Here is a 21,315-nt window from a genome sequence, read left to right as displayed (position 1 = left end):
ATCTTCCCTCAGGGTTTGTAACTAAACGCATTGAAGTTAGGCTTTTCTCCCATTTCAAAAACCAATCTATTGCCGTTAATTATCTGGGTATAGGTTATAAACGGTTCTTTGATCCGATTTCCATCCAAGGTCATGGATTGTATGTACATATTATCTTCGGACAGATTATTCGCAATAATCTTGAAAAATTTGGATTTGCCGTCCTTTGATAATTTTAAGGTAAGCTCCGGAAATTGGGGAGCACCTATAGCGAAAACTTCGGTCCCTGGAGTTACCGGATAAAAGCCCATTACCCCAAAAACGTACCAAGCGGACATTTGGCCGCAATCATCGTTTCCATTGATACCCAAGGGCAGGTTTCTAAAGTTTTCCGCCGAGGTATGTTTCCTGATGAGTTCTTGGGTTTTCCAGGGTTGTTCGGCGTAATTGAACAAATAGGCGTAGTGGTGCCCGGGTTCATTATCATGCCGATAGTGGCCACCATCAAAGTTTTCATTTAATTTTTGGACAAATTTGGCTTTTCCTCCATATAAATCCATCATTCCAGGGATATCATGCATAGCACCAAAAAGATAGGTCCATTTCCCCCCTTCCGTGAATCCTTCCTGTGAATTGCCGTGCCAATCGCCATTGAATAAACGGGCATTTAAAAAACCGGTTTCAGGATTGTACAGGTTTTTATAGTTTTTACTCCAACCCATCAACCGATCGTAATCTTCGGTTTTCCCAAGATCTTTTGCCATTTGGGCAATGGAAAAATCATCGATGCCAAATTCTATGGTACGCGTTACGGATTCGCGCGTTCTGTCAGCTGCTACATAGCCCAATGAATGATAGTAGGTAAGCCCTCCCCGGGCCTCATACAAGACTCCTTCATCGCGATCGCCCCAATGTTTCTCGGTATCGCGAAAGGGTGGCTGCATGGCGTCTTTGCGAACGGCTTCGTAGGCCAGAGCTATATCATAATCCCTGAACCCTTTTACATAGGCATCGGCAATAACAGCATCTGCGTGGGTGCCTATCATTATATTCGTGTAGGTAGGGTTTGGCCATTTGGGTAGCCACCCACCTTCTTGGTACATCTGCAATAAGGACTGTACCATGGGATTTACCCGTTCAGGATGCGTAAAATGAAGTAATGGATGTAATGCCCTAAAAGTATCCCACAGGGAATAATCGTTATAAGATACACCTTCATGGATTTTATCGTCAAAAGGACTGTAGTAGCGGCCATATTCTGAAAACTCACGAGGAAACAACATAGTGTGGAACAAGGCCGTGTAGAAGATACTTTTCTGTACTTCCGATGTACTCTTTACCTCTATTCTGCTCAAATTTTCTTGCCAGACATCACGCGTAGTATTTACTAAATTTTCGAAATCCCAATGGGGTATTTCTATAGATAAATTTTTACGGGCCTGTTCAATACTAATAAACGAGGTAGCAATCTTTACTTTGACTTTTTCGTTCTTTTTTGTTTTAAAACTTATATACGCACCCATTCGGGCACCGTATTGTTCCGTTCCCAATTTCACGATATCCGGTTCGGTACGAAAAGAATTCCATGTCCCAAAAGATTCAAAGGGTTTATCGAACTGTATTATGAAAAAGCCTTTGAAGTTACTGAGTTCAGGCCCTAAATGCGAGGACATCCTTTCAGGATTATACCCGGTGATTTCTCCTTTTTTCTCATCAATCTTCAGGTAACCTTGAAAATCTTTCTTGTTCTCGGTGATGTTGATGCCTTGAACGATTAGGTGTGATTCCTTGGATTCGGGAAAGGTAAACTGAAACATGCCGCAACGTGAAGCAGCAGCGATTTCCCCTTTTATTTCTTTCCGATCATCCTTCATGGTAACTGCATAGTAATGGGGCTTCGAGATTTCGTTGTTATGCGAAAAAGGTAATGCCCGATCATTCGGAAGTAATTTTAACTCCCCTATTTGTGGCATTACGCTGACATAGCCATAATCGCCCATCCAGACTGTCGGCTGGTGGGTAGCCATAAATCCTTTAATGGTTGTATCCTCATAAACATAGGGCATTTCACTGATTTTGTTTTCACGCGTCTGCGCCACAAAATTGGTCATGGCAAAGGGCGGCCCCACACAGGGCATGGTCCCACCACCATCCTTACCTTCGCTAAAACCTAAGGCCGATGTTCCTATAAGCGGATTCACATAATCAACGGCCATTTTTTCCTGTGCCTTCAATAATGGCAAAGCGGTTAAAAGTAGAATGGCAGAGAATATAGCCTTTTGGTTGATTTTCATCGTATTGGTTTTTATGTTCAATAAGTTCGTTTGTTGTTCAACGGTATCACTTTCCCGGTTTTTAGATGTATTTGAAAATGATCCGAGGGCTCCCCGTTCATAAATTTTTGAAACATTTTTAGCAACTCCAGCATGCTGCTTAGCATTGGGTCATTATCCGAAATTGATTTTCCCTGTTTTATAAATGATTTGATAATAAGACGGTATTGGTCCAGCCGTTCTAGGCCAATATCATCGAAGGCCAATTCATCGGCACTCCTAAGCCGGTATAGATCGAATACCAGATCAGATCCGGACCAATCGTCGAACCGATCAAAATCTAGATTTGCCTTGTTGGCACTTTCTCGGGCCTTTATCCAGTAACCCGAAGCTTTGTTATGATTATTCTTGATTTTTATTAACGATTCTTCAAGGGGCTCCGAGGTATTTGTTTGCGAGAGCGCCAACAATTCCTTACCGGAAATAGGTAAAAGAAAGGAGGCAAATTCAGATGGCCATTCCGATTTTAGGAAACGTAATCGAACGAGTTCCCTTAAGTGCCATGTCATAAACTCATGATAGTTTTTTGAAGTTAAAACCGCTTTGTTCCAGGTATTTTGGTCGCTTATACTTTTCAAAAATGTGTGCTCCTGCTCGTATAGGTTGAAAAATTCATCAAGCCTAGGAACCGAGTCCAAGGTTATCGTCTCAACCTCCATAATTTCCTTTTCCCTTAGGGTAAGCAATTTGTAGGCCGGCTTATAGGCTGCCAGGGAAGGTACTTGAACATTCACCAAGGTATTTCCCTTTGCCGTGGTGGTGATTCCCGTATCGTTTATATGTATATGGCCCCCAAAGTGGAGCTTTAGGCCTGCATCGGCAAATAGTTCGGCTACTTTGTTATTGGGAACCCGTCTCAATTGCATTTGGCTACCGACCAATAAATTATCAATTTCAGGGGTAGCGCCATTTGTAAAATCCACCATTGGATAATGGCTAAAGGCAATCAGTGTTTTCCCATGTTCTTCCGAACTTTTCACCACTTTTCCCACCCAGTCCAAGAGGTATTTTTTAGTTTCAAGAAGATTGTCATGGCCAATTCCGGTATTGGGATAATCCTTAGAATCGTTTTCCTCTCCCGATCTCTCTTTTTTGAGATAGGTATTTGCGTCAAGGGCAAGCAACCAGAGCCCTTCAATGGGTTCTACCAGATAGCTGGTGTCCGGAAGAGGGACATCATTTGGGGGGAGTAAAACGCTTCTATTTTTTAATGAAGCTTGTTCTTTGGCCTGCTTGAAATTGTAGGTGTCATAGGTATAATCAGAAAATGGGGATTCCCAATAGATATGGTCTTCTTTGGGGAAAAATCCGAAATCGGCCATGTGGTTCGTACTTTCGTAATACCCTAAATTTTGAATGTCCCTTGAAACTATTACAGGATGTTCTTTGATAGTGTCGGCTACATACATTTGCAAATGCGACATGATGGGTTGCCGCTTGCCACCTTCGCCAAGGAAATCGACTTTTCCATCTTTGCGGTTAAATGGCCGCACAACATCATGGTTGCCATGGATCAAGTAGAATGAAAGCCCATGGCGTTCGGAATAATCTTCTAAAATCCGTTTTAGTCCTCGCAGATGGATAGGCTGTCCGTCATCAGAGAAATCCCCTGGGAGCAATACGTAGCGCACATTTCTTTTGGCTATATCATCAAGTGCGGCCAAAAACGCAAAGTAATTTTCGTTAAAAATTCGGGTAGACCTCAATTGACTCCCCATGGTCCTGATAAGTGCGTAACCTCCATTTTTAGGATTTTTTACACCGCGATATTCGCTATCCTGAAGTTCCCCATAAACATCCTGAAGGTGCGCATCCGCAATTATGGCAATCTGTAATTCTTGGAGACGTAAGCTTTTTTTTGGGGCACAAGAAATCCCGATTGTTAGGACGATAAAAGGGAGCAGATATTTTGTGTTTCCTAGGAAGTTCATGCCCTATTTAAATAAATTTTCCATCGTATCAATTCAATATAAAAATAGGGGTTCTGGAAAGGATGGCAGTGCCGATCTTATGCAAAGGTTTGCACATGGAATGGATGTCCAAGATAGTCGGATTTTCTTTGTCTTGAACTTGGGTGCTAATAAAGAATCTTAAGGACTTTCCAAAAACCAGTCCTATTTGTATTATTTTTAAGCAAATCGCAAGAGTTTAAATTGCAGAACATAAACTGAGCTGGATATGTCATCATCCTTATTGGCATTTCTAGCGGTCGTTCCTATTCTTACGGCCGCTATACTTTTGGTAGGATTAAGAATGCCGGCAAAAAGGGCTATGCCCATTTCGTTTTTGGTCACTATCGGTATCGCTTTTTCAGTCTGGGATATAGCTATCATCGATATTATAGCCTCTACAATTCAAGGATTGTTCATCACTTTCGACATTTTATACATTGTTTTTGGCGCCATCGTACTCTTAAATCTGCTTAAGTATTCAAGGGCCCTAATTGTAATTCGTGAAGGCTTTGCCGATATCTCCAAAGATCGTAGGGTGCAGGTTGTTATCATTGTATGGCTGTTCGGTTCCTTTATCGAAGGGGCTGCTGGTTTTGGCACACCAGCGGCAATTGTAGCGCCCTTATTGGTAGGGTTAGGCTTTCCGGCCTTTTGTGCGGTAATGTTGGGGATGATGGTACAGAGTACCGCAGTTTCCTTTGGGGCCGTGGGGACTCCTATCTTGGTTGGGATAAGCGGAGGTATCCAAAGTTCCGAATTTGACGCCAAACTGGCCTCTACAGGTCTTGAACTTTCCGATTATATACAACTGGTTACCTCCGAAGTAGTGCTCCTACATGGCATAACCGGAACCCTAATACCAACACTAATGGTCTGTATGATGACCCGTTTTTTTGGGAAGAACAAATCTTGGAAGGAAGGATTGCAGATACTGCCCTTCACCATTTTTGGAGGACTTGCATTTACGGTTCCTTATGTGCTTACAGGCCTCTTTTTAGGGCCTGAGTTTCCATCTTTATTAGGGGCTTTGGTTGCTATTCCTATTGTAACGGTTGCTGCAAAACGAGGTTTTTTGGTTCCAAAAAAGATATGGGAGTTTGATGCCGAAAAGAACTGGCCTTCAACTTGGTTCGGCACTTTGAACGTGAAATTGAAGGATGATAACGGCAGGAAAAAGATGTCATTGGCCAAGGCATGGATTCCCTATCTCGTGATGGCAGCTCTCTTGGTATTGTCCAGACTTCCGCAATTACCATTAAAGGGCTGGCTTAGCGATATAAAGATAATTTGGACTGAAATTTTGGGCACCTCTATCTCGGCATCCAGTAGCCCCTTCTATTTACCCGGTACTATTTTACTAGTGGCGGGAATGATTACTATAGGCTTGCACAACATGAAATTGGACAAGGTTCGGATTGCTTTTAAAGACAGTGCAAAAATGCTATTGGGTGCTGGCTTTGTACTTGTTTTTACGGTACCCATGGTCCGTATCTATATCAATTCGGGAACAAACTCCGCCGGTATTCCGGGTATGCCCATTGCGATGGCGGAGTGGGTTGCGGATACCGTAGGCCATATTTATCCGATGTTCGCTCCTACCATCGGTGCATTGGGCGCCTTTATTGCGGGGAGCAATACGGTAAGCAACCTTATGTTCGGACTGTTCCAGTTTGGGGTAGCGGCTAAATTGGCAATGCCTTCTTTTGTAGTATTGGCACTGCAGGCAGTCGGTGCGGCGGCAGGCAACATGATTGCGATTCACAATGTAGTAGCGGCTTCGGCCACTGTAGGCTTTCTTGGAAAGGAAGGCATGGTTCTACGTAGGACCATTATACCCACCCTATATTATTTGTTGGTGGTTGGTCTGTTGGGACTTATATTTATTGGATAAAATGACATTATTGGGATGAAGGCTATTTTTGATAGTTTGGATAAATCGATAAAGGGAGAAGTACTGGTAGATGATTACTCTTTGGGCATGTACGCCACCGATGCCAGTATCTACCAGATAAAGCCTATCGCAATAGTCTTGCCGATGGATGCCGAAGATGTAAAAAGTACTGTTGCTATTGCGCAAAAGAATAAGATCAGCATACTTCCCAGGGGAGCAGGAACCAGCTTGGCCGGACAGACCGTAGGCAGATCCATCATTTTGGATTTTTCCAAATACATGAACGCACTCCTGGAAGTAAACGAGTCGGAAAAATGGGTACGGGTGCAACCGGGCCTGGTCAGGGATAACCTTAATGCAGAATTAAAACATTACGGATTGCATTTTGCACCGGATCCCGCTACGGGAAGTAGGGCAAACGTAGGGGGAATGGTCGGCAACAATTCCTCGGGCACCAAAAGTATTTTGTTTGGTAAGACCGTGGATCACGTTTTAGAGGCTACGGTATTGCTGGTGGATGGAACCATCTTACATCTAAAAAACTGCTCACCGGAAGAATATGATGAAAAAGCGGCGAAAAACAATCGGGAAGGGGAAATCTATACCTCCTTCAAAAGATTGGTCGATGCTCATTCCAAAGAAATCAAGGAACGCTTTCCCAAGGTAATGCGAAGAGTGGGGGGATACAATTTAGACGAATTCGTGTATACCGACCAATGGAACTTGAGCAAATTGATTTGTGGTAGTGAAGGCACTTTGGCAACCACCTTGGAGCTTAAGCTTAATCTTGTAGACCTGCCCAAACACAAATCGGTTTGCGTAGTACATTTTGCGGAAATTTTGGAAGCCATATCTGCTGTAGAATCCATGTTGCCCTTTACCCCTTCTGCTATTGAGATATTGGATAAAACGGTTATTGGCCTTAGCAGGGAGAACCTCACTACAAAACACCATTGTCACTTTTTGGAAGGAAACCCGGAAGCTATATTAATTGTGGAATTTTATGGGGACACCTTGGATGATGTGATGGAGAGACCGCGACAAATGATAACACAATTAAAGGCCAACGGCTTTGGTTATGCCTACCCAATTTTTCCCGAGGGAGAAGCTTACGAAGATGTATGGGTCATCCGTAAAAAAGGCCTGGGGTTGATGTTGGGACTTAAAGGCAACAAAAAGCCCTTGGCGTTTATAGAGGATGCTGGAATACCGTCCCAACACTTACCAGAGTATATCGATCAGGTTTTGAAAATATGTAAAAAGCACGAAACAGAGGCAGCTATGTACGCACATGCCAGTGTTGGGGTAATTCACGTACGCCCCATATTGGATCTTAGATTGGAAGAGGATATCCAAAGGCTGAAAGCGATCACAGAAGATACTTTTAAACTGGTGATGAAATACAAGGGGTCTTGGAGTGGGGAACATGGAGACGGCTTGGTAAGGAGTGCCTATAATAAACGTTTTTTTGGTAAAACCTTATACAAAGCTTTTTTGGACATCAAAAAGCTATTCGATCCGGATAATTTGATGAATCCCGGCAAAATTATAGAGGCACAGACTATAGAACACAATTTGCGGTATGGGACGGCTTATCAGGACCAAGCTATAAAAACTGAATATCAATATGAGGTTGAAGGAGGGTTTGGGGCCTCAGTGCATATGTGTACCGGGGTTGGGGAATGCCGAAAGTTAATCGGTGGAACCATGTGCCCAAGTTTCAAGGCCACAAGGGATGAAGAGCATTCAACAAGAGGTAGGGCCAATGCACTTCGCTTGGCGATGTCCAATCAATTCGGAGAGGAAGGTTTGGCCAGCCAGCGTCTTCATGAGGTCATGGACCTTTGCCTTTCCTGTAAAGCCTGTAAATCCGAATGTCCCAGCAATGTGGATATGGCGAAGATGAAAAGCGATAGCCTACAAATGTATTATGACGAACATGGTATTTCCTTCAGGGATAGATTGATTCGTGATTCTGCAAAGGCCGCGGCGAACATATCCGGATGGAAGGCAAGTATAATCAACAATCTTCAAAAGACCGTTCTGTTCCGGTCGATTTTGGAACATACCGCTAAATTCGATAAGCGAAGGAAACTACCCGGTTTTGCAGAACTACCCTTTTACAAATGGTTTGCAAAACATGCCCATAAAACAAATAAGGGCGATAAAAAAGTGGTGCTTTTTGCAGATACCTATTTGAATTATCATGAACCTCAAGTGGGTATCTCTGCCCTTAAACTTTTAAATTCTTGTGGATATGAGGTTATCTTGGCCAATGTGGGTTGCTGCCAGCGACCGAAAATCTCCCATGGTTTTTTGCGGGATGCAAAAAGGGACGGTGCAAAAACAATAGATAGATTAAAAAAATTCCTGGAGCAAGGATTAAAGGTGGTGGTCTGCGAGCCTAGCTGTGCTTCGGCGCTAAACGATGACCTGCCGGATACGATAACCAATACGGATACGGCGGAACAACTGAAAAATGGCGTTATGATGATCGATGTGTTTTTGAGCGATGAATTGGAAAAGGGCCATTTGAATGTGCGTTTTGAACCCATATCCGGAGCCATGGCAATTCATGGACATTGCCATCAAAAAGCATTATATGGCACCAATGCGATGAAGACATTATTAAGGGATTCGGTAAAAGAAATCCAAGAAATACGATCAGGTTGTTGTGGCATGGCCGGTTCTTTTGGCTACGAGAAAGAACATTACGCCCTTTCTGAAAAAATTGGAAATGAAATTCTGTTTCCGGCGATAAAAAATTTACAAAAAGACCACGAAATTGTGGCCTGCGGATTTAGTTGTCGTCACCAGATACAACATTTCACGGAGGCAACACCTAAACATTTTGTTGAGGCCATACGAGCCGTAAAAAATAATTGATATATTTCAGAACACGTTATAAACCATCCTTAGAAAAACGAAAATTATCACAATGGGAAAAATCGATGAAATGAAAACGAGTACTAGGGTACTAATGGGTCCAGGGCCAAGTGACGTACATCCAAGGGTATTAAGGGCCATGGCCACACCATTGGTAGGACATCTTGATCCTGAGTTTTTGGAGGTAATGGACGATATAAAAACTATGACACAGGAGACCCTGCAAACCAAAAACCCGTTGACTTTTGTAGTCTCCGCTCCGGGAAGTGCTGGCATGGAGACCTGTCTGGTAAACCTGTTGGAGCCGGGTGATGAAGCGGTAATTTGTATACATGGCGTTTTTGGGAACCGTATGGCCGATATTGCAGAGCGCTGCGGTGCTAAGGCAATCAAGGTTGAGGCTGACTGGGGAAGCCCAATAGAAATAGAGGATGTGAAGATTGCATTGGAGAACTGCAACCCAAAGTTGTTGGCCATTGTACATGCTGAAACATCAACAGGTGTTTTACAACCTTTGGAAGAAATAAGTAGGTTGACGAAAGCGGCCGGAGCTTTGTTCGTTGTAGATGCGGTGACCTCGTATTGTGGTACGGAATTGAAAGTGGACGAATGGGGTATCGATGCCCTATACTCTGGAAGCCAAAAATGCTTGAGTGCTCCTCCGGGATTGTCCCCAGTTACCTTTAGCCAAGCGGCTATAGATGCATTGGACAACCGAAAGACCAAGGTACAGAGCTGGTTTTTGGACTTGTCCTTGGTGAAGAATTACTGGGCCGGAGCCAAAAGGGCATACCACCATACGGCTCCCATATCGTCTATGTATGCCATGCGCGAGGCCTTACGGATTGTTCTTGAAGAAGGTTTGGAAAACCGCTTTGCACGTCACCGAAAAAACCATGAACTCCTACGGGATGGACTGGAAAGTATGGGGTTTAAATTTCTGGTAGAAGAGCAGTACCGTCTACCCATGTTGAACGCTGTACGGATTCCTGAGGGGATTGATGATTTAACCGTTCGAAAACGTCTGTTGGAAGAATACAATATTGAGATAGGGGGAGGTCTCGGTCCCTTTGCGGGAAAAATATGGCGGATAGGTCTAATGGGTGAAAGCTCCGATGCCAATCATGTGAATATGTTATTGGCCGCATTGAAGAATATAATTCTATAGAATCTTGATTTTTTTCCACAAACTATCCCAAAAGCGTTTGAAGCAAGAAAGTATTATGACCCTTCAAAGAACCAGTTTAGCTAGCATGCCTAGGATTACTAAGAGGGATTAACCCTATATGACGGTAGATGTACGAGGGACATCGTATGCCCTTCTTAATGAATTCTCGGAGAATCCCCATGCCATGCTCGTTTTATGGAAAGGTTATGCCGCCATTTTGAAAGCCAATGAAATTGAATACTGAACAACCAACTAAAATAAATATATGAAAGGATTGGATACATTGGATTGGGTCGTCATTGCCGGTTATTTTATGGTCTTGCTCGGAGTGGCTTGGTGGGTCATAATGCAGAAGCAAAAGAACACCGAAGACTATTTTTTAGCCGGTCGAAACATCGGTTGGTTTATGGTAGGCGCCTCCATTTTCGCCTCCAACATAGGTTCCGAGCATGTGGTGGGTCTTGCAGGCAATGGGGCAGGAGATAAGATGCCATTGCTAATTTATGAACTGCACGCTTGGCTGGTATTGATGTTAGGGTGGGTATTTCTTCCGTTCTATGCCAGGAGCGGGGTTTTTACCATGCCGGAGTTTCTGGAAAAAAGATTTGATGCACGCTCCAGGTGGGTACTGTCCGTAGTTTCGTTGATCGCCTACATTTTGACCAAGGTTTCCGTAACCATCTATGCTGGTGGGGTAGTGGTCTCTGCCTTATTAGGAATCCCCTTTTGGATAGGCGCTGTGGCCACTGTGGTGCTTACAGGTCTCTATACCGTTTTGGGCGGCATGCGAGCCGTAGTATATACCGAAACCATTCAAGCTATCGTACTGGTATTAGGTGCCGGAATTCTGACGTTTTTGGGTTTGGATGCTGTTGGAGGATGGGGTGAACTCAAAGAAACCGTTGGCGCCGATTACTTTAATATGTGGCGACCCAATTCTGATCCCGATTATCCTTGGCTGCCCCTTTTTATTACAAGTACCGTAGTTGGGATTTGGTATTGGTGTACCGATCAGGTCATAGTGCAACGTGTATTGACGGCCAAGAACATAAAAGAGGGTCGCAGAGGTAGTATTTTCGGTGCGCTGTTAAAATTGATGCCGGTATTCCTATTCTTAATCCCTGGCGTTATTGCCTTGGGGTTAAAAATGCAAGGGAGATTGGATTGGGACAGTCCGGATGAAGCCTTTCCTGTATTAATGAGTAATCTAATGCCATCAGGGTTAAGAGGTCTTGTGGCAGCAGGATTGCTGGCCGCCCTCATGAGTTCCCTGGCCTCTGTTTTTAATTCTTGTTCCACTTTGTTTACCCTGGATATTTACAAAAAATTGAAACCAGAGAAACCAGAGGAAGAATTGGTAAAGACAGGGCGTATAGCCACTTTTTTTGTGGTCGGATTGGGCTTATTATGGATTCCTATTATTACTACGCTGTCAGATGGATTGTACGAATACCTTCAAAATGTACAAGCCTATATATCACCTCCAATTGCAGCAGTGTTTTTACTGGGAATCTTTTACAAGCGGATCAATGCCAATGGGGCTATAGCTACATTAATCGGGGGATTTATTATCGGTTTTTCAAAGTTGACCTTGGAAATCTTGAAATCGAGTTTTGCCGAAGGCAGTTTCCTTTTTACTATCGCGGATATCAATTGGCTGGTATTCGGAGCCTATTTCTTTGCCATGTGTATTGCCATAGCTATTAGCGTTAGTATGTTCTATCCTGCCCCATCCCAAAAACAATTGGCGGGACTGACGTTCGGTACCGTAACGGGCCAGCAAAAGACTGAGAATAAGAACAGCTATACGGTTTGGGATATTATCGCATCTGTAGGTGTGGTATTGATAGTTATATATATTATGGTTTCCTTCAGTGCATTGAGTCTTTAAGATAGGAAAAATTGGGGATGCCAGGATGTAAGTAAAAATGAAGTTTGATTGGTTAGGGGAATCCAACATCTGTAAAGTTCGGAGACACTGAAGATAGCAATTGGTTATTCCAAAGAAATGACCAAAAGTTTTAATAAGGACAACAAAATTCCGTAACCGTGAATTTTTCAACCCTATTATTAAGACCGCATCGGAATAAATTATTTATATGAGGAGGTGCCTATCACAATTGTTTAAGTCAAAATATAACTGTAGAGTTCTTGCAAAATTTTACAGAGCTCATGGACGTCGAATTTCTTCTGATTATTGAGAAAACGGATTTATATAGTTCCAAGCAAGAGTTGAGGTGGAATGATGCCACCTTTAGATGACCTACCCGAAGTTTGTCCAACCTGAGATTATCTACTTTACCTTCAATTTCTTTGGGATTAGGTTTTCGGAGGATTACCTAAAATCATTAATCGGCAAAATGTATTCGTGTATACTTTCCCAATGTTTCGGAGATTATTTGTAGATAGAAATGCAATTATATGAGGATGGGATGATATAAAATCATGAAAATCATTCTGGCCTTGGGAATGACCTAAAACCTGAAATTATTCCTTAAACTGGGATATTTGTAAAAAAATAAACCTCTTTTGATGGATATTTTAATAAAACAGATCTGTAATTTTATGATTCGCAATTGACAAAATACAAGAAATCAAAAATCCCTTTTTACTATAATTTTATAAATCAGGAGAACTTGATTCCTTCTTATTATTAGGTTTGGTAGAATAGAATACGTTTTAATTAACCCAACAACTCAACTATTATGACGCAAAAACACATGAAACATTTTTTATGGCCGCAGGCGAGAAACCATGATTTTCTCAAATCGGGGCTATTATCCCTACTGCTTTTTCTGGGCCTTCAGGTGGCCTTGGCCAGCGAGACAGAAAATTTGGACAATCCCAAAACTGCAGTATTTCAATCTTCAGTGTCAGGTACGGTAACCGATGATACAGGAGCACCATTACCTGGGGCAAGTATTGTGGAAAAAGGCACCACCAATGGTACCCAAACCGATTTTGACGGTAACTATACCATAAATGTGGATAGCGGTGCTACTTTGGTTATAAGTTACATAGGCTATGCTACTCAGGAAATACCTGTCAATGGACAGGCTACAATAAATGTAACGCTTCAGGAAGATGCCAGCGAATTGGATGAAGTGGTACTTGTAGGATATGGTACGCAGAGTAGGGCCGCCGTAACCAATGCCATTTCTTCCGTGACCAATGAGGACCTGGTGGAAACTCCAGCTATTGGTGTGGAACAGGCGCTCCAAGGAAGAGCCGCAGGGGTACAGGTAACCAATAGGGGTACTCCAGGGGCAGCTCCATTGGTAACCATTCGGGGATTGGGAACCTTTGGAAACAATCAACCCTTGTTTATAGTAGACGGGGTGCCTACTACTAACTTGAACAACATACCTGCAGAAGCCATTGAATCGGTAGACATCCTGAAGGATGCCTCTAGTGCTGCGATTTATGGATCTAGAGCTTCCAACGGCGTGGTCTTGATCAAGACCAAAGGAGGTAAAAAGGGAAGAACCAGTTTTAGGGCCAGTACATATGCGGGTCTTTCCACTATTCCCAAAACCTTGGATGTGCTCAATGCCGATCAGTACCGACAATACGCCTCCGAGGCTTATGACGCAGATCCAGTGGTGCCAGGGAACCAAATTTATCCTGGATTGCAACCTGGTAATTTTGATCCAGCGGTAAGTACGGATTATCAGGACGAAATCTTGAGGACCGGGCTTTGGCAGAATTATGATATTGAAGCTTCCGGGGGAAGTGAAACGGCTACCTATAGTGTCCGCTTAGGATACTTACAACAAGAAGGGGCTTTGATAGAATCCCAGTTTGATCGATATTCCGTAGGTCTCAATACCAGTATAGACCTAAGCGATAAGATTACCATGGGGCAAACTTTGAATTTAGGAATATCCAGAAGATTTGGGGGTGATGGGGGCACTATTTTGGGCAATGCCACTCGTTTTGACCCAACACGACCTGTTTTTGATGAGGAGACCAATTTCTATTCGGAAATTACCACTTCCTTTAACGGTCAGGACATTGAAAACCCGGTACGGCTTAGGGAAAATGGGGAGTTTCTGACATCCCAGACGAGTATAGTTGGATCGGTTTTCGGTAGTTATGAAATCATACCGGGCTTAACCTATAAATTGACCATTGGGTTGGACCATTCCTTTACCAATCAGGACAATTTTGAACCTTCCATTCCTACGGGCTCAAGAACACGATTGTTTTCGGAGACCCGGGATAACAGACAAAGAAATCTGAGTACGGTGGTCACCAATACACTTAACTACAATACGACCATTAACGATAAACACAATTTGGATGTCTTGGCGGGTTATGAGCGTAACCGAACAGTCTTTGATCGGATTGATGCCTTTACCATTAATCCTTTAACGGATAATGTGGAGAACCTAAATCCCAATGAGGTAGAGAACTTGACCAGTTCCGAGAATGAGAATAATCTTCAATCCGTATTTGGAAGAATTGGTTATGATTTTGATCGTACGTTCTTTTTAAGCGGTACCTTACGGGCGGATGGATCTTCACGGTTTGCGCCAGGGAATCAATGGGGCTATTTCCCCTCGGTATCCGGAGCGGTCAATTTAGCAAACCTCCCCTTCCTACAAGATAGTGAGAATCTATCTGCCTTGAAACTGAGGGCGAGCTGGGGAATTACCGGAAACAACAATATTGGAAATTATCAGTTTCAGACTGGATTGTTGACCGACTTTAACTACGTGATTGATGGTACCTTGGTAAGTGGTACACGGCCGGCAAGGATACCCAACGAGCAATTGCAATGGGAGGAATTGACCTCCTTGAACATTGGTGCGGATGTGGCCTTCTTCAACAACGCCTTGACTATAACCGGAGAGTACTTCAGAAATGAAAGTGATGGGCTCTTGGTTAGTGTGCCGCTACCCAGTTCCTTGGGAGCTACAGATGCCACGCAGTTCCAAAACGTAGGTGGAACTGAGCTCACAGGTCTAGAATTTACCATAGGCTATAAGGACTTTGAAGGGGACTTTACATGGGGGGCCAACTTCAATGCCTTTGTCGCCCTAAACCAAGAAGTAACCTCCTTGGGTAGTGTGGATGCCATTTTTCAGGGTAATTGGTTCCAGCAGTTTCATACCCGGCTTACTGAGGGGGAGGCACCCTTCCACTTCTTTGGATTGCGAACTGATGGTATTTTCCAAAACCAAGCGGAAGTAGATGCCCATGCGACCCAAAACAATGCTGAACCGGGTAACATTCGTTATGTGGATACCAACAACGACGGAGCCATCAATGCAGATGACCGGGTGGTTATCGGTAATCCCAATCCGGATTTGCAGTTGGGGGCTGACTTCAATTTCAAATATAAAAACTTGGATTTCTCTGTTTTCCTAGTTGGGGAGTACGGTAAAGAAATTTATAACGGTTTCCGCCTTACTTTGGAGCAACAAGCACGACTCTTTAATATGAGTACGGTGGTCTTGGATCGTTGGTCGCCGACCAACCCTTCCCAAACCATTCCCAAAGCTACCCCTGGATTTACGGGGAATGAACAGGTATCCGACCGGTTTATAGAGGATGGTTCTTTTACCCGAGTACGGCAGATGACCCTTGGCTACACCTTACCAAGTAAAGTGTTGAGCAACTTTGCCAATGGTTCCATTAGTAGATTGCGTTTTTATATAAGCGGTCAGAATTTAATTACCTTCACGGACTATTCCGGCTATGACCCAGAAATTGTTCCTCTTCTGGCCGATGCCAACAATAATGTTTCTGCCAATGGTACTAACGTTAACTCCGTCGGATTGGACCAGGGCCGTTTCCCACAGCCAAGGACCGTTTTAGCAGGACTACAAATAGATTTTTAAAAAAAATAGAGATGAAGACAAAGAAAATCATTTTAACATTTGCAGCAGTATTCCTGAGTATGGTGAGCTGTAAGGAAGAGGAGTTGGAACTTCTAGATCCCAACGTAATTGTACCCGAAACTTTTTTCCAGAACTCTGGAGAATTGCAATCTGCCGTTAATGGAGCATATTCTTTTTTGCAATCCCAAGGGATGTACGGTCGTATTGCGTTCTTCCTATTCGATAATTTATCCCAGGAGAATTTGGGGACGGATGCGCTTCAAGGAGGGCTAAAAGCTTTTATGGACTATACCTTTGATCCTTCCTTAGGGGAGTTTTTTACTTTTTGGACGGCCGCCTATAGAGGAATCAATAGCTGCAACTTTGTGATTGAGGCTGCCGAGGAAGGATTGATTCAGAACGTGCCGGAAGGTGAAGTTAACCAACGTTTGGGAGAAGTACGTTTTTTAAGGGCGTTGTATTACTTTAAGTTGACCAATCTTTGGGGAGGTATTCCACGCCCTACTTCAACGACTGCCTCTGAGACGGGAGGGGTGCCAAAGGCGACTCAAGAAGAGGTGTATAATCTTATTTTTGAGGATTTGGCCTTCGCAGTGGCCAATTTGCCCGAAGTGGGCAGTACGCCTCAAGGAAGAGCCACTAGAGGTGCGGCGCAAGCCCTTAAGGGAAAGGCCCATTTGTTTAGAGGCCAGTGGGCAGAGGCTAAGGCCGAATTTGAGGCTATCCAAGGCTATACCATAGTGGGGGTTGAACCTCGAGACAATGGGAATATTGCCGGTGAGTTTAACTCGGAATCCATATTTGAGGTAAACTATAGTCAGGAAATTGGTGGCGATCAGTGGAATGCCACGGGTAATGGAGTTCGCGAGAGTACCTTCCGGGGTATTGAGTATTCCCCCTTGAATTTTGCCAATATCATTGCTAGGCCAACTTTACTGGCAGAATACGAAGACGATGACCCACGCTTTGATGCCTATTTCTACAGTAACGGAAGTGTATTTGGAGGCCAAACTTTTCCCCCAGATTCAGAATTGCCCATAAACGGTCCGGTCGCATTTGGAGATCCCGATGCCGATGGAAATCTCCCTTTGGTATTTACCATTGCCTCACCCGCATGGCGTAAGTATCAAAATTTGGATACGCGAACCACGGACGGGTTTGAGTATAGTGGAATTAACTTTAGGGTTATTAGGTATGCGGATGTACTATTGATGTGGGCCGAAGCAGAGAATGAATTAGGGAACCAAGGTGCGGCAATTTCTTTGCTTAACCAAGTTAGGGATAGGGTTGGCATGCCTAATTATGGCACCGCCGAAATGGATTCCAGAGGGTACCCTGTTGGCTCACAACAAGAGGTTTTTGATGCTATAGTGCACGAACGCGCTGTGGAACTGGCGGGTGAACAGGTGCGCTACTTTGATTTACAACGATGGGGCTTGGCATCCCAGGTATTGGAGAACTACCAAACTGGCAAACATGAATTTTTGCCTATCCCACAAAATGAAATCGACGGTAATCCGGATTTGACCAATGCTGATCAGAATCCTGGATATTAATGAGAATTTTTTGAGTTAGTTTTATTATAAGTGATTTTTAGAGAGGATAATAGAACCTATTATCCTCTCTTTTTTTCTATGAACAGGTAACCCTTCGATAGTACGCAATGAATTTTTACCTCAAGGAAGGAATGGATTATAAAACCTAGAATATCCTGAGGTTAAATTTATTTCTTGGAATAGCAATTTGCATCATTTTCTGAAACCATTTTGTTTCCTGAAATAATTTTGGGTTTGGGCACTAAGTGAAATTAGTTTCAGGGAAATGTATATTTATTAAGGCGATCTGTTTTTGATGCCTCATGGTTGTCGCGCTACCTCCAAGAAAAGATTTTTGCCTCCTCATTATTCTGTGTGGCTATAATCCAAGGATGTCCCTCCTTATCCATGAATTGTTCCAAATGATGGGATTGTCCGGGAATATAAAAACCGGAATCAGAACTTGAGATAGGTATAAAACCGTGGTTTTTGTCTCCTTTTAAGAACAGTCCGGTGAGTGCGTCCGCTTTTCCATACAGGGTCTCTCCAGAAAAATCGTTTCCTACCAAAAGCGCATCAAGCTGTCCATCATCATTAAAATCATCCACTAAAATTTCATTAACGGGAGCAATTTGGCAAATTTCCGGAAGCGGGGAGAGGTCAAAGGATCCATTTCCCAAATTTTCCATATAACTACTTTGAAATGTAAAGGCCTGTAGGGTTTCCTCCTCAAGATTGGATATGTTCAATAGCTTGGTGAAATCTACCTTTACGAAGGCATCATAGGTAAGGTACCTTTTTTTTAGGCTGACCAATTGGGCCACAATATCGTCCCTTGTATGAATGGGTAATAAGCGAGGTCCATTTTCGGTATCAAAGTATTGCGCCATAATGGGATCAGGGCTTCCATTTTGATCGAAATCCCCTTTGTAGATATACAACGGTTTGTCCTGTGTAGGTTTCATAAACCCATTTAAACCTTGATTACCCAATAAAAAATCCATATCTCCATCATTATCAAAATCGACGGGGACAATACAATTCCACCAACCGGCCGTATTGATTGATTTGTTCTTTCCACTGGTAAACGAGGGGTCCATTGGTCTTAAGTTACCTGCGTCATTTTTAAATATGGTAATTGGCATCCATTCGCCTACCAAAACCAAATCTTCCCAATCATCACCGTCCACATCTACCCATTGGGCATCGGTAATCATACCAGTCCCTGAAATAGATGCATTCTTGGCTTCTACCATTGTTCCATTTTCATTGATCAACAAACGACTCTTGGGAGTCTCCGGATACTTATCGGGAACATTTCTTGATCCTACAAAGAAATCTATGTCCCCGTCATGATCAAAATCAAACGGCCTAACGAAATGAGTGCTTTCCAAAATTTCTGGAAGCAATTTTTCAGTTTTTTCCAATTGCCCCTGGCCATTGTTAAGATACAATCGATCTAAATAGTTTTGGGAAACCTGTCCAAACTCCGTGCCCCCGCTAGTAACGTATAAATCTAAATCACCGTCTCCGTCAATATCCACAAAAGCAGCATCGGAATCCTCATATTGGGAATCCAATTCCTGGGTTACTTGATAAGAGCCTGATTTATCCTGTGACCAAATGGTTCCGGACTGGCCGGTACTTCCCCCTATAAACAATTCATCTCCGGGCTTACCATCCAAATTACCAACTGCTAGGCAGGGCCCCTGTCTGGAGTACTGGCGCACAAGTAAACGTTGCCGGTCAAATTCGTTGAAGCTATTTTCGGAGTGGGTATGCTCCAATAGTCCTTCATTGGTTTTGAACAAAAGCTCACTTCCACTATCGGGAACGGGATTCGCTTTGGCACTTTTTATACTAAGTGTCAACGTTTGATCGGCTGGAAGATTTCGCATCATTTGGACTTTCCCATTGGGCCATACAATTTGCAGTGAGTCTATAAGGGTGTCCTTTACCCCAAAATGTAAAATAGGTTCCATGGAAGATAAATATCCTCGAATAACCGATTGAAATTGATATTGTGCCTTGCCTTGGTCCCAAAGGGTTATTTGAGATCCGATGCCATGGATGTTTTTTAGGTTCCCTTCTAGCCGTAACCGAAAAAAATGTGTATTGAAATTATCCGAAGTCTTATTTTCCAGTACAAAGGCCGCTTCGTTAATATTGTTGACCACCAGATCCAAATCCCCATCAAGATCCAAATCGGCATAGGCTACCCCATTGGAATATGAAGGCTTTTCTGAAATCCAGCTGGAAGAAACATCGGAGAACCCTGCCGATTCCTTGTTTTCATAAATGAAATTGGGTAAATAGATGCTATCCAGATTATTGGCAAACTCAATTTGTTTGGCTATGCGTTCTTCCGTGGTACCGAACATATTGTTTAAACCGGAATAATTGATGTAATCCAAGTCTGCCACATCCTTTACATATCCGTTGGAGATATAGATATCCTTGTCAGAATCGTTGTCCAAATCCAGCATTAGGGGAGCCCAACTCCAATCTGTGCTGGCTATTCCCTTAAGAAAACCAATTTCACTGGATTTAATAGTTTTTCCGTGTAATTGGCCGTTATTCATCTGCAAGGTATTACGCACATACTGGGCGCTGTAGTCGTTTTTTAATGAAAGAAGATATTTTTCATAATTCATCATTCCCAGCATTTTCTTGTGCCGTTCATAGTCTTTTGGTAACATATCCACAACCAGGATGTCCGGGCGGCTGTCATTGTTCAGGTCATTGAAATCCATGCCCATGGAGTTGTAAGTTTCATGACCTAGAAATTCCTTGCTCTTTTCCAGGAAAAAGGGCATTGTGCTATCCGGATGAATCTGTTGAATATAAAGGAGATCCTCCGTGATAAAATCGTTGGCCACGTAGATGTCCGTCAACCCATCCTTGTTAAAATCGTTTATGCCCAAACCCAGGCCAAAACCGCTATGCGTAATACCAACACTGTCGGATACATTGGTGAATACCGGATGTGAAATACTTGGTTTGGTATCATTTCGAAGCAGAAAATCCTTTAGATGGGGCGGTAGATACTGTTTCGGAAATGGATTGTTTTTGTCAATATTGGAATTGCCGTTGTGCGCTATATAAACATCCAGGTCTCCGTCATGGTCAAAGTCAAAGAACACGGCCTGTTGTGAGTAATTGCCATCATCCAATCCATAGGCCTTTGCCTCTTCAGTAAAGGTGGGAATTCCATTAGCCTGTACTCCTTGATTTATAAATAGAAGATTGTTGCAATTATTTTGGCAGTCTGCTCCACCAACATTTAGATAGATGTCGTCCAACCCATCGGAGTTAATATCAACTATGGACACTCCGGTCACCCAGGAGGAGGTCCTGAAATTTGCTTCCTCCGAAATATCCGTAAAGGTTAGGGCACCTTGGTTCAAATAGATTTTTGAGGAAACCTGGTTTCCGGAAAATACAATGTCAGGAAGACCATTTTGGTCAAAATCACCAATGCCCACTCCGCCTCCATTGTAGCAGTATTGGAAGTTTACCACGTTAATACTATCATTCTCGGTAATCTGATTAGCGAAAGTTATGCCTGTTGCGGCGGAATCCAAATGAACGAATCTTAGTGGTGAGGATTGATCTTTGGAGCACCCCGCAAATAGTAAAATCCACAACAATATACCCAATACATTTTTAAACATATGCAATTTTTTTGCAGTCTCTAAGGTACTGAATTTGTAACATGGAAAAGG

At 43.1% G+C, this 21,315-nt stretch carries 10 protein-coding genes; 7 read left to right on the top strand and 3 right to left on the bottom strand.

Annotation, left to right across the window (positions count from 1 at the left end):
- Positions 1-8: 8 nt before the first annotated feature.
- Together D7Z94_RS01245 and D7Z94_RS01240 are read right to left on the bottom strand one after the other, a co-directional pair.
- Complete coding sequence (locus tag D7Z94_RS01245) at positions 9-2,273, bottom strand: GH92 family glycosyl hydrolase (protein ID WP_120709694.1); 2,265 nt, start codon at positions 2,271-2,273, stop codon at positions 9-11.
- A gap of 17 nt (positions 2,274-2,290) precedes the next feature.
- Complete coding sequence (locus D7Z94_RS01240) at positions 2,291-4,243, bottom strand: metallophosphoesterase family protein (RefSeq protein WP_120709693.1); 1,953 nt, start codon at positions 4,241-4,243, stop codon at positions 2,291-2,293.
- A 247-nt stretch (positions 4,244-4,490) separates the two neighbouring features.
- On the opposite strand from D7Z94_RS01240, the gene D7Z94_RS01235 reads away from it, so the two are divergent.
- From D7Z94_RS01235 to D7Z94_RS01210, 7 genes are all read left to right on the top strand, one after another.
- The gene (locus D7Z94_RS01235) at positions 4,491-6,155 is read left to right on the top strand and encodes an L-lactate permease (RefSeq protein WP_120709692.1); all 1,665 of its coding nucleotides are present in this window, start codon (positions 4,491-4,493) and stop codon (positions 6,153-6,155) included.
- A gap of 15 nt (positions 6,156-6,170) precedes the next feature.
- Entirely contained in the window at positions 6,171-9,041 is a 2,871-nt protein-coding gene (locus D7Z94_RS01230) for an FAD-binding and (Fe-S)-binding domain-containing protein (protein ID WP_120709691.1), read from the top strand.
- A 70-nt stretch (positions 9,042-9,111) separates the two neighbouring features.
- A complete protein-coding gene (locus tag D7Z94_RS01225) occupies positions 9,112-10,209 on the top strand; it encodes a pyridoxal-phosphate-dependent aminotransferase family protein (RefSeq protein ID WP_120710825.1) in 1,098 nt (365 codons plus the stop codon).
- 118 nt (positions 10,210-10,327) lie between these two features.
- A complete protein-coding gene (locus D7Z94_RS26065; protein WP_262696921.1) occupies positions 10,328-10,453 on the top strand; it encodes a hypothetical protein in 126 nt (41 codons plus the stop codon).
- Between the two features lie 21 nt (positions 10,454-10,474).
- The gene (locus tag D7Z94_RS01220) at positions 10,475-12,100 is read left to right on the top strand and encodes a sodium:solute symporter (protein WP_120709690.1); all 1,626 of its coding nucleotides are present in this window, start codon (positions 10,475-10,477) and stop codon (positions 12,098-12,100) included.
- A gap of 829 nt (positions 12,101-12,929) precedes the next feature.
- Entirely contained in the window at positions 12,930-16,055 is a 3,126-nt protein-coding gene (locus D7Z94_RS01215) for a SusC/RagA family TonB-linked outer membrane protein (RefSeq protein WP_158594572.1), read from the top strand.
- An 11-nt stretch (positions 16,056-16,066) separates the two neighbouring features.
- Complete coding sequence (locus tag D7Z94_RS01210) at positions 16,067-17,611, top strand: RagB/SusD family nutrient uptake outer membrane protein (protein ID WP_120709688.1); 1,545 nt, start codon at positions 16,067-16,069, stop codon at positions 17,609-17,611.
- Between the two features lie 314 nt (positions 17,612-17,925).
- Here D7Z94_RS01210 and D7Z94_RS01205 read toward each other — a convergent pair whose 3' ends face one another.
- Positions 17,926-21,264: a VCBS repeat-containing protein gene (locus D7Z94_RS01205; RefSeq protein WP_120710824.1), complete on the bottom strand. Its 3,339-nt coding sequence runs from the start codon at positions 21,262-21,264 to the stop codon at positions 17,926-17,928.
- Positions 21,265-21,315 lie beyond the last annotated feature (51 nt).

The sequence above is a fragment of the Ulvibacterium marinum genome (assembly GCF_003626755.1).
Lineage (GTDB): Bacteria > Bacteroidota > Bacteroidia > Flavobacteriales > Flavobacteriaceae > Ulvibacterium > Ulvibacterium marinum.
This window is presented reverse-complemented; position numbering and strand designations above follow the sequence as displayed.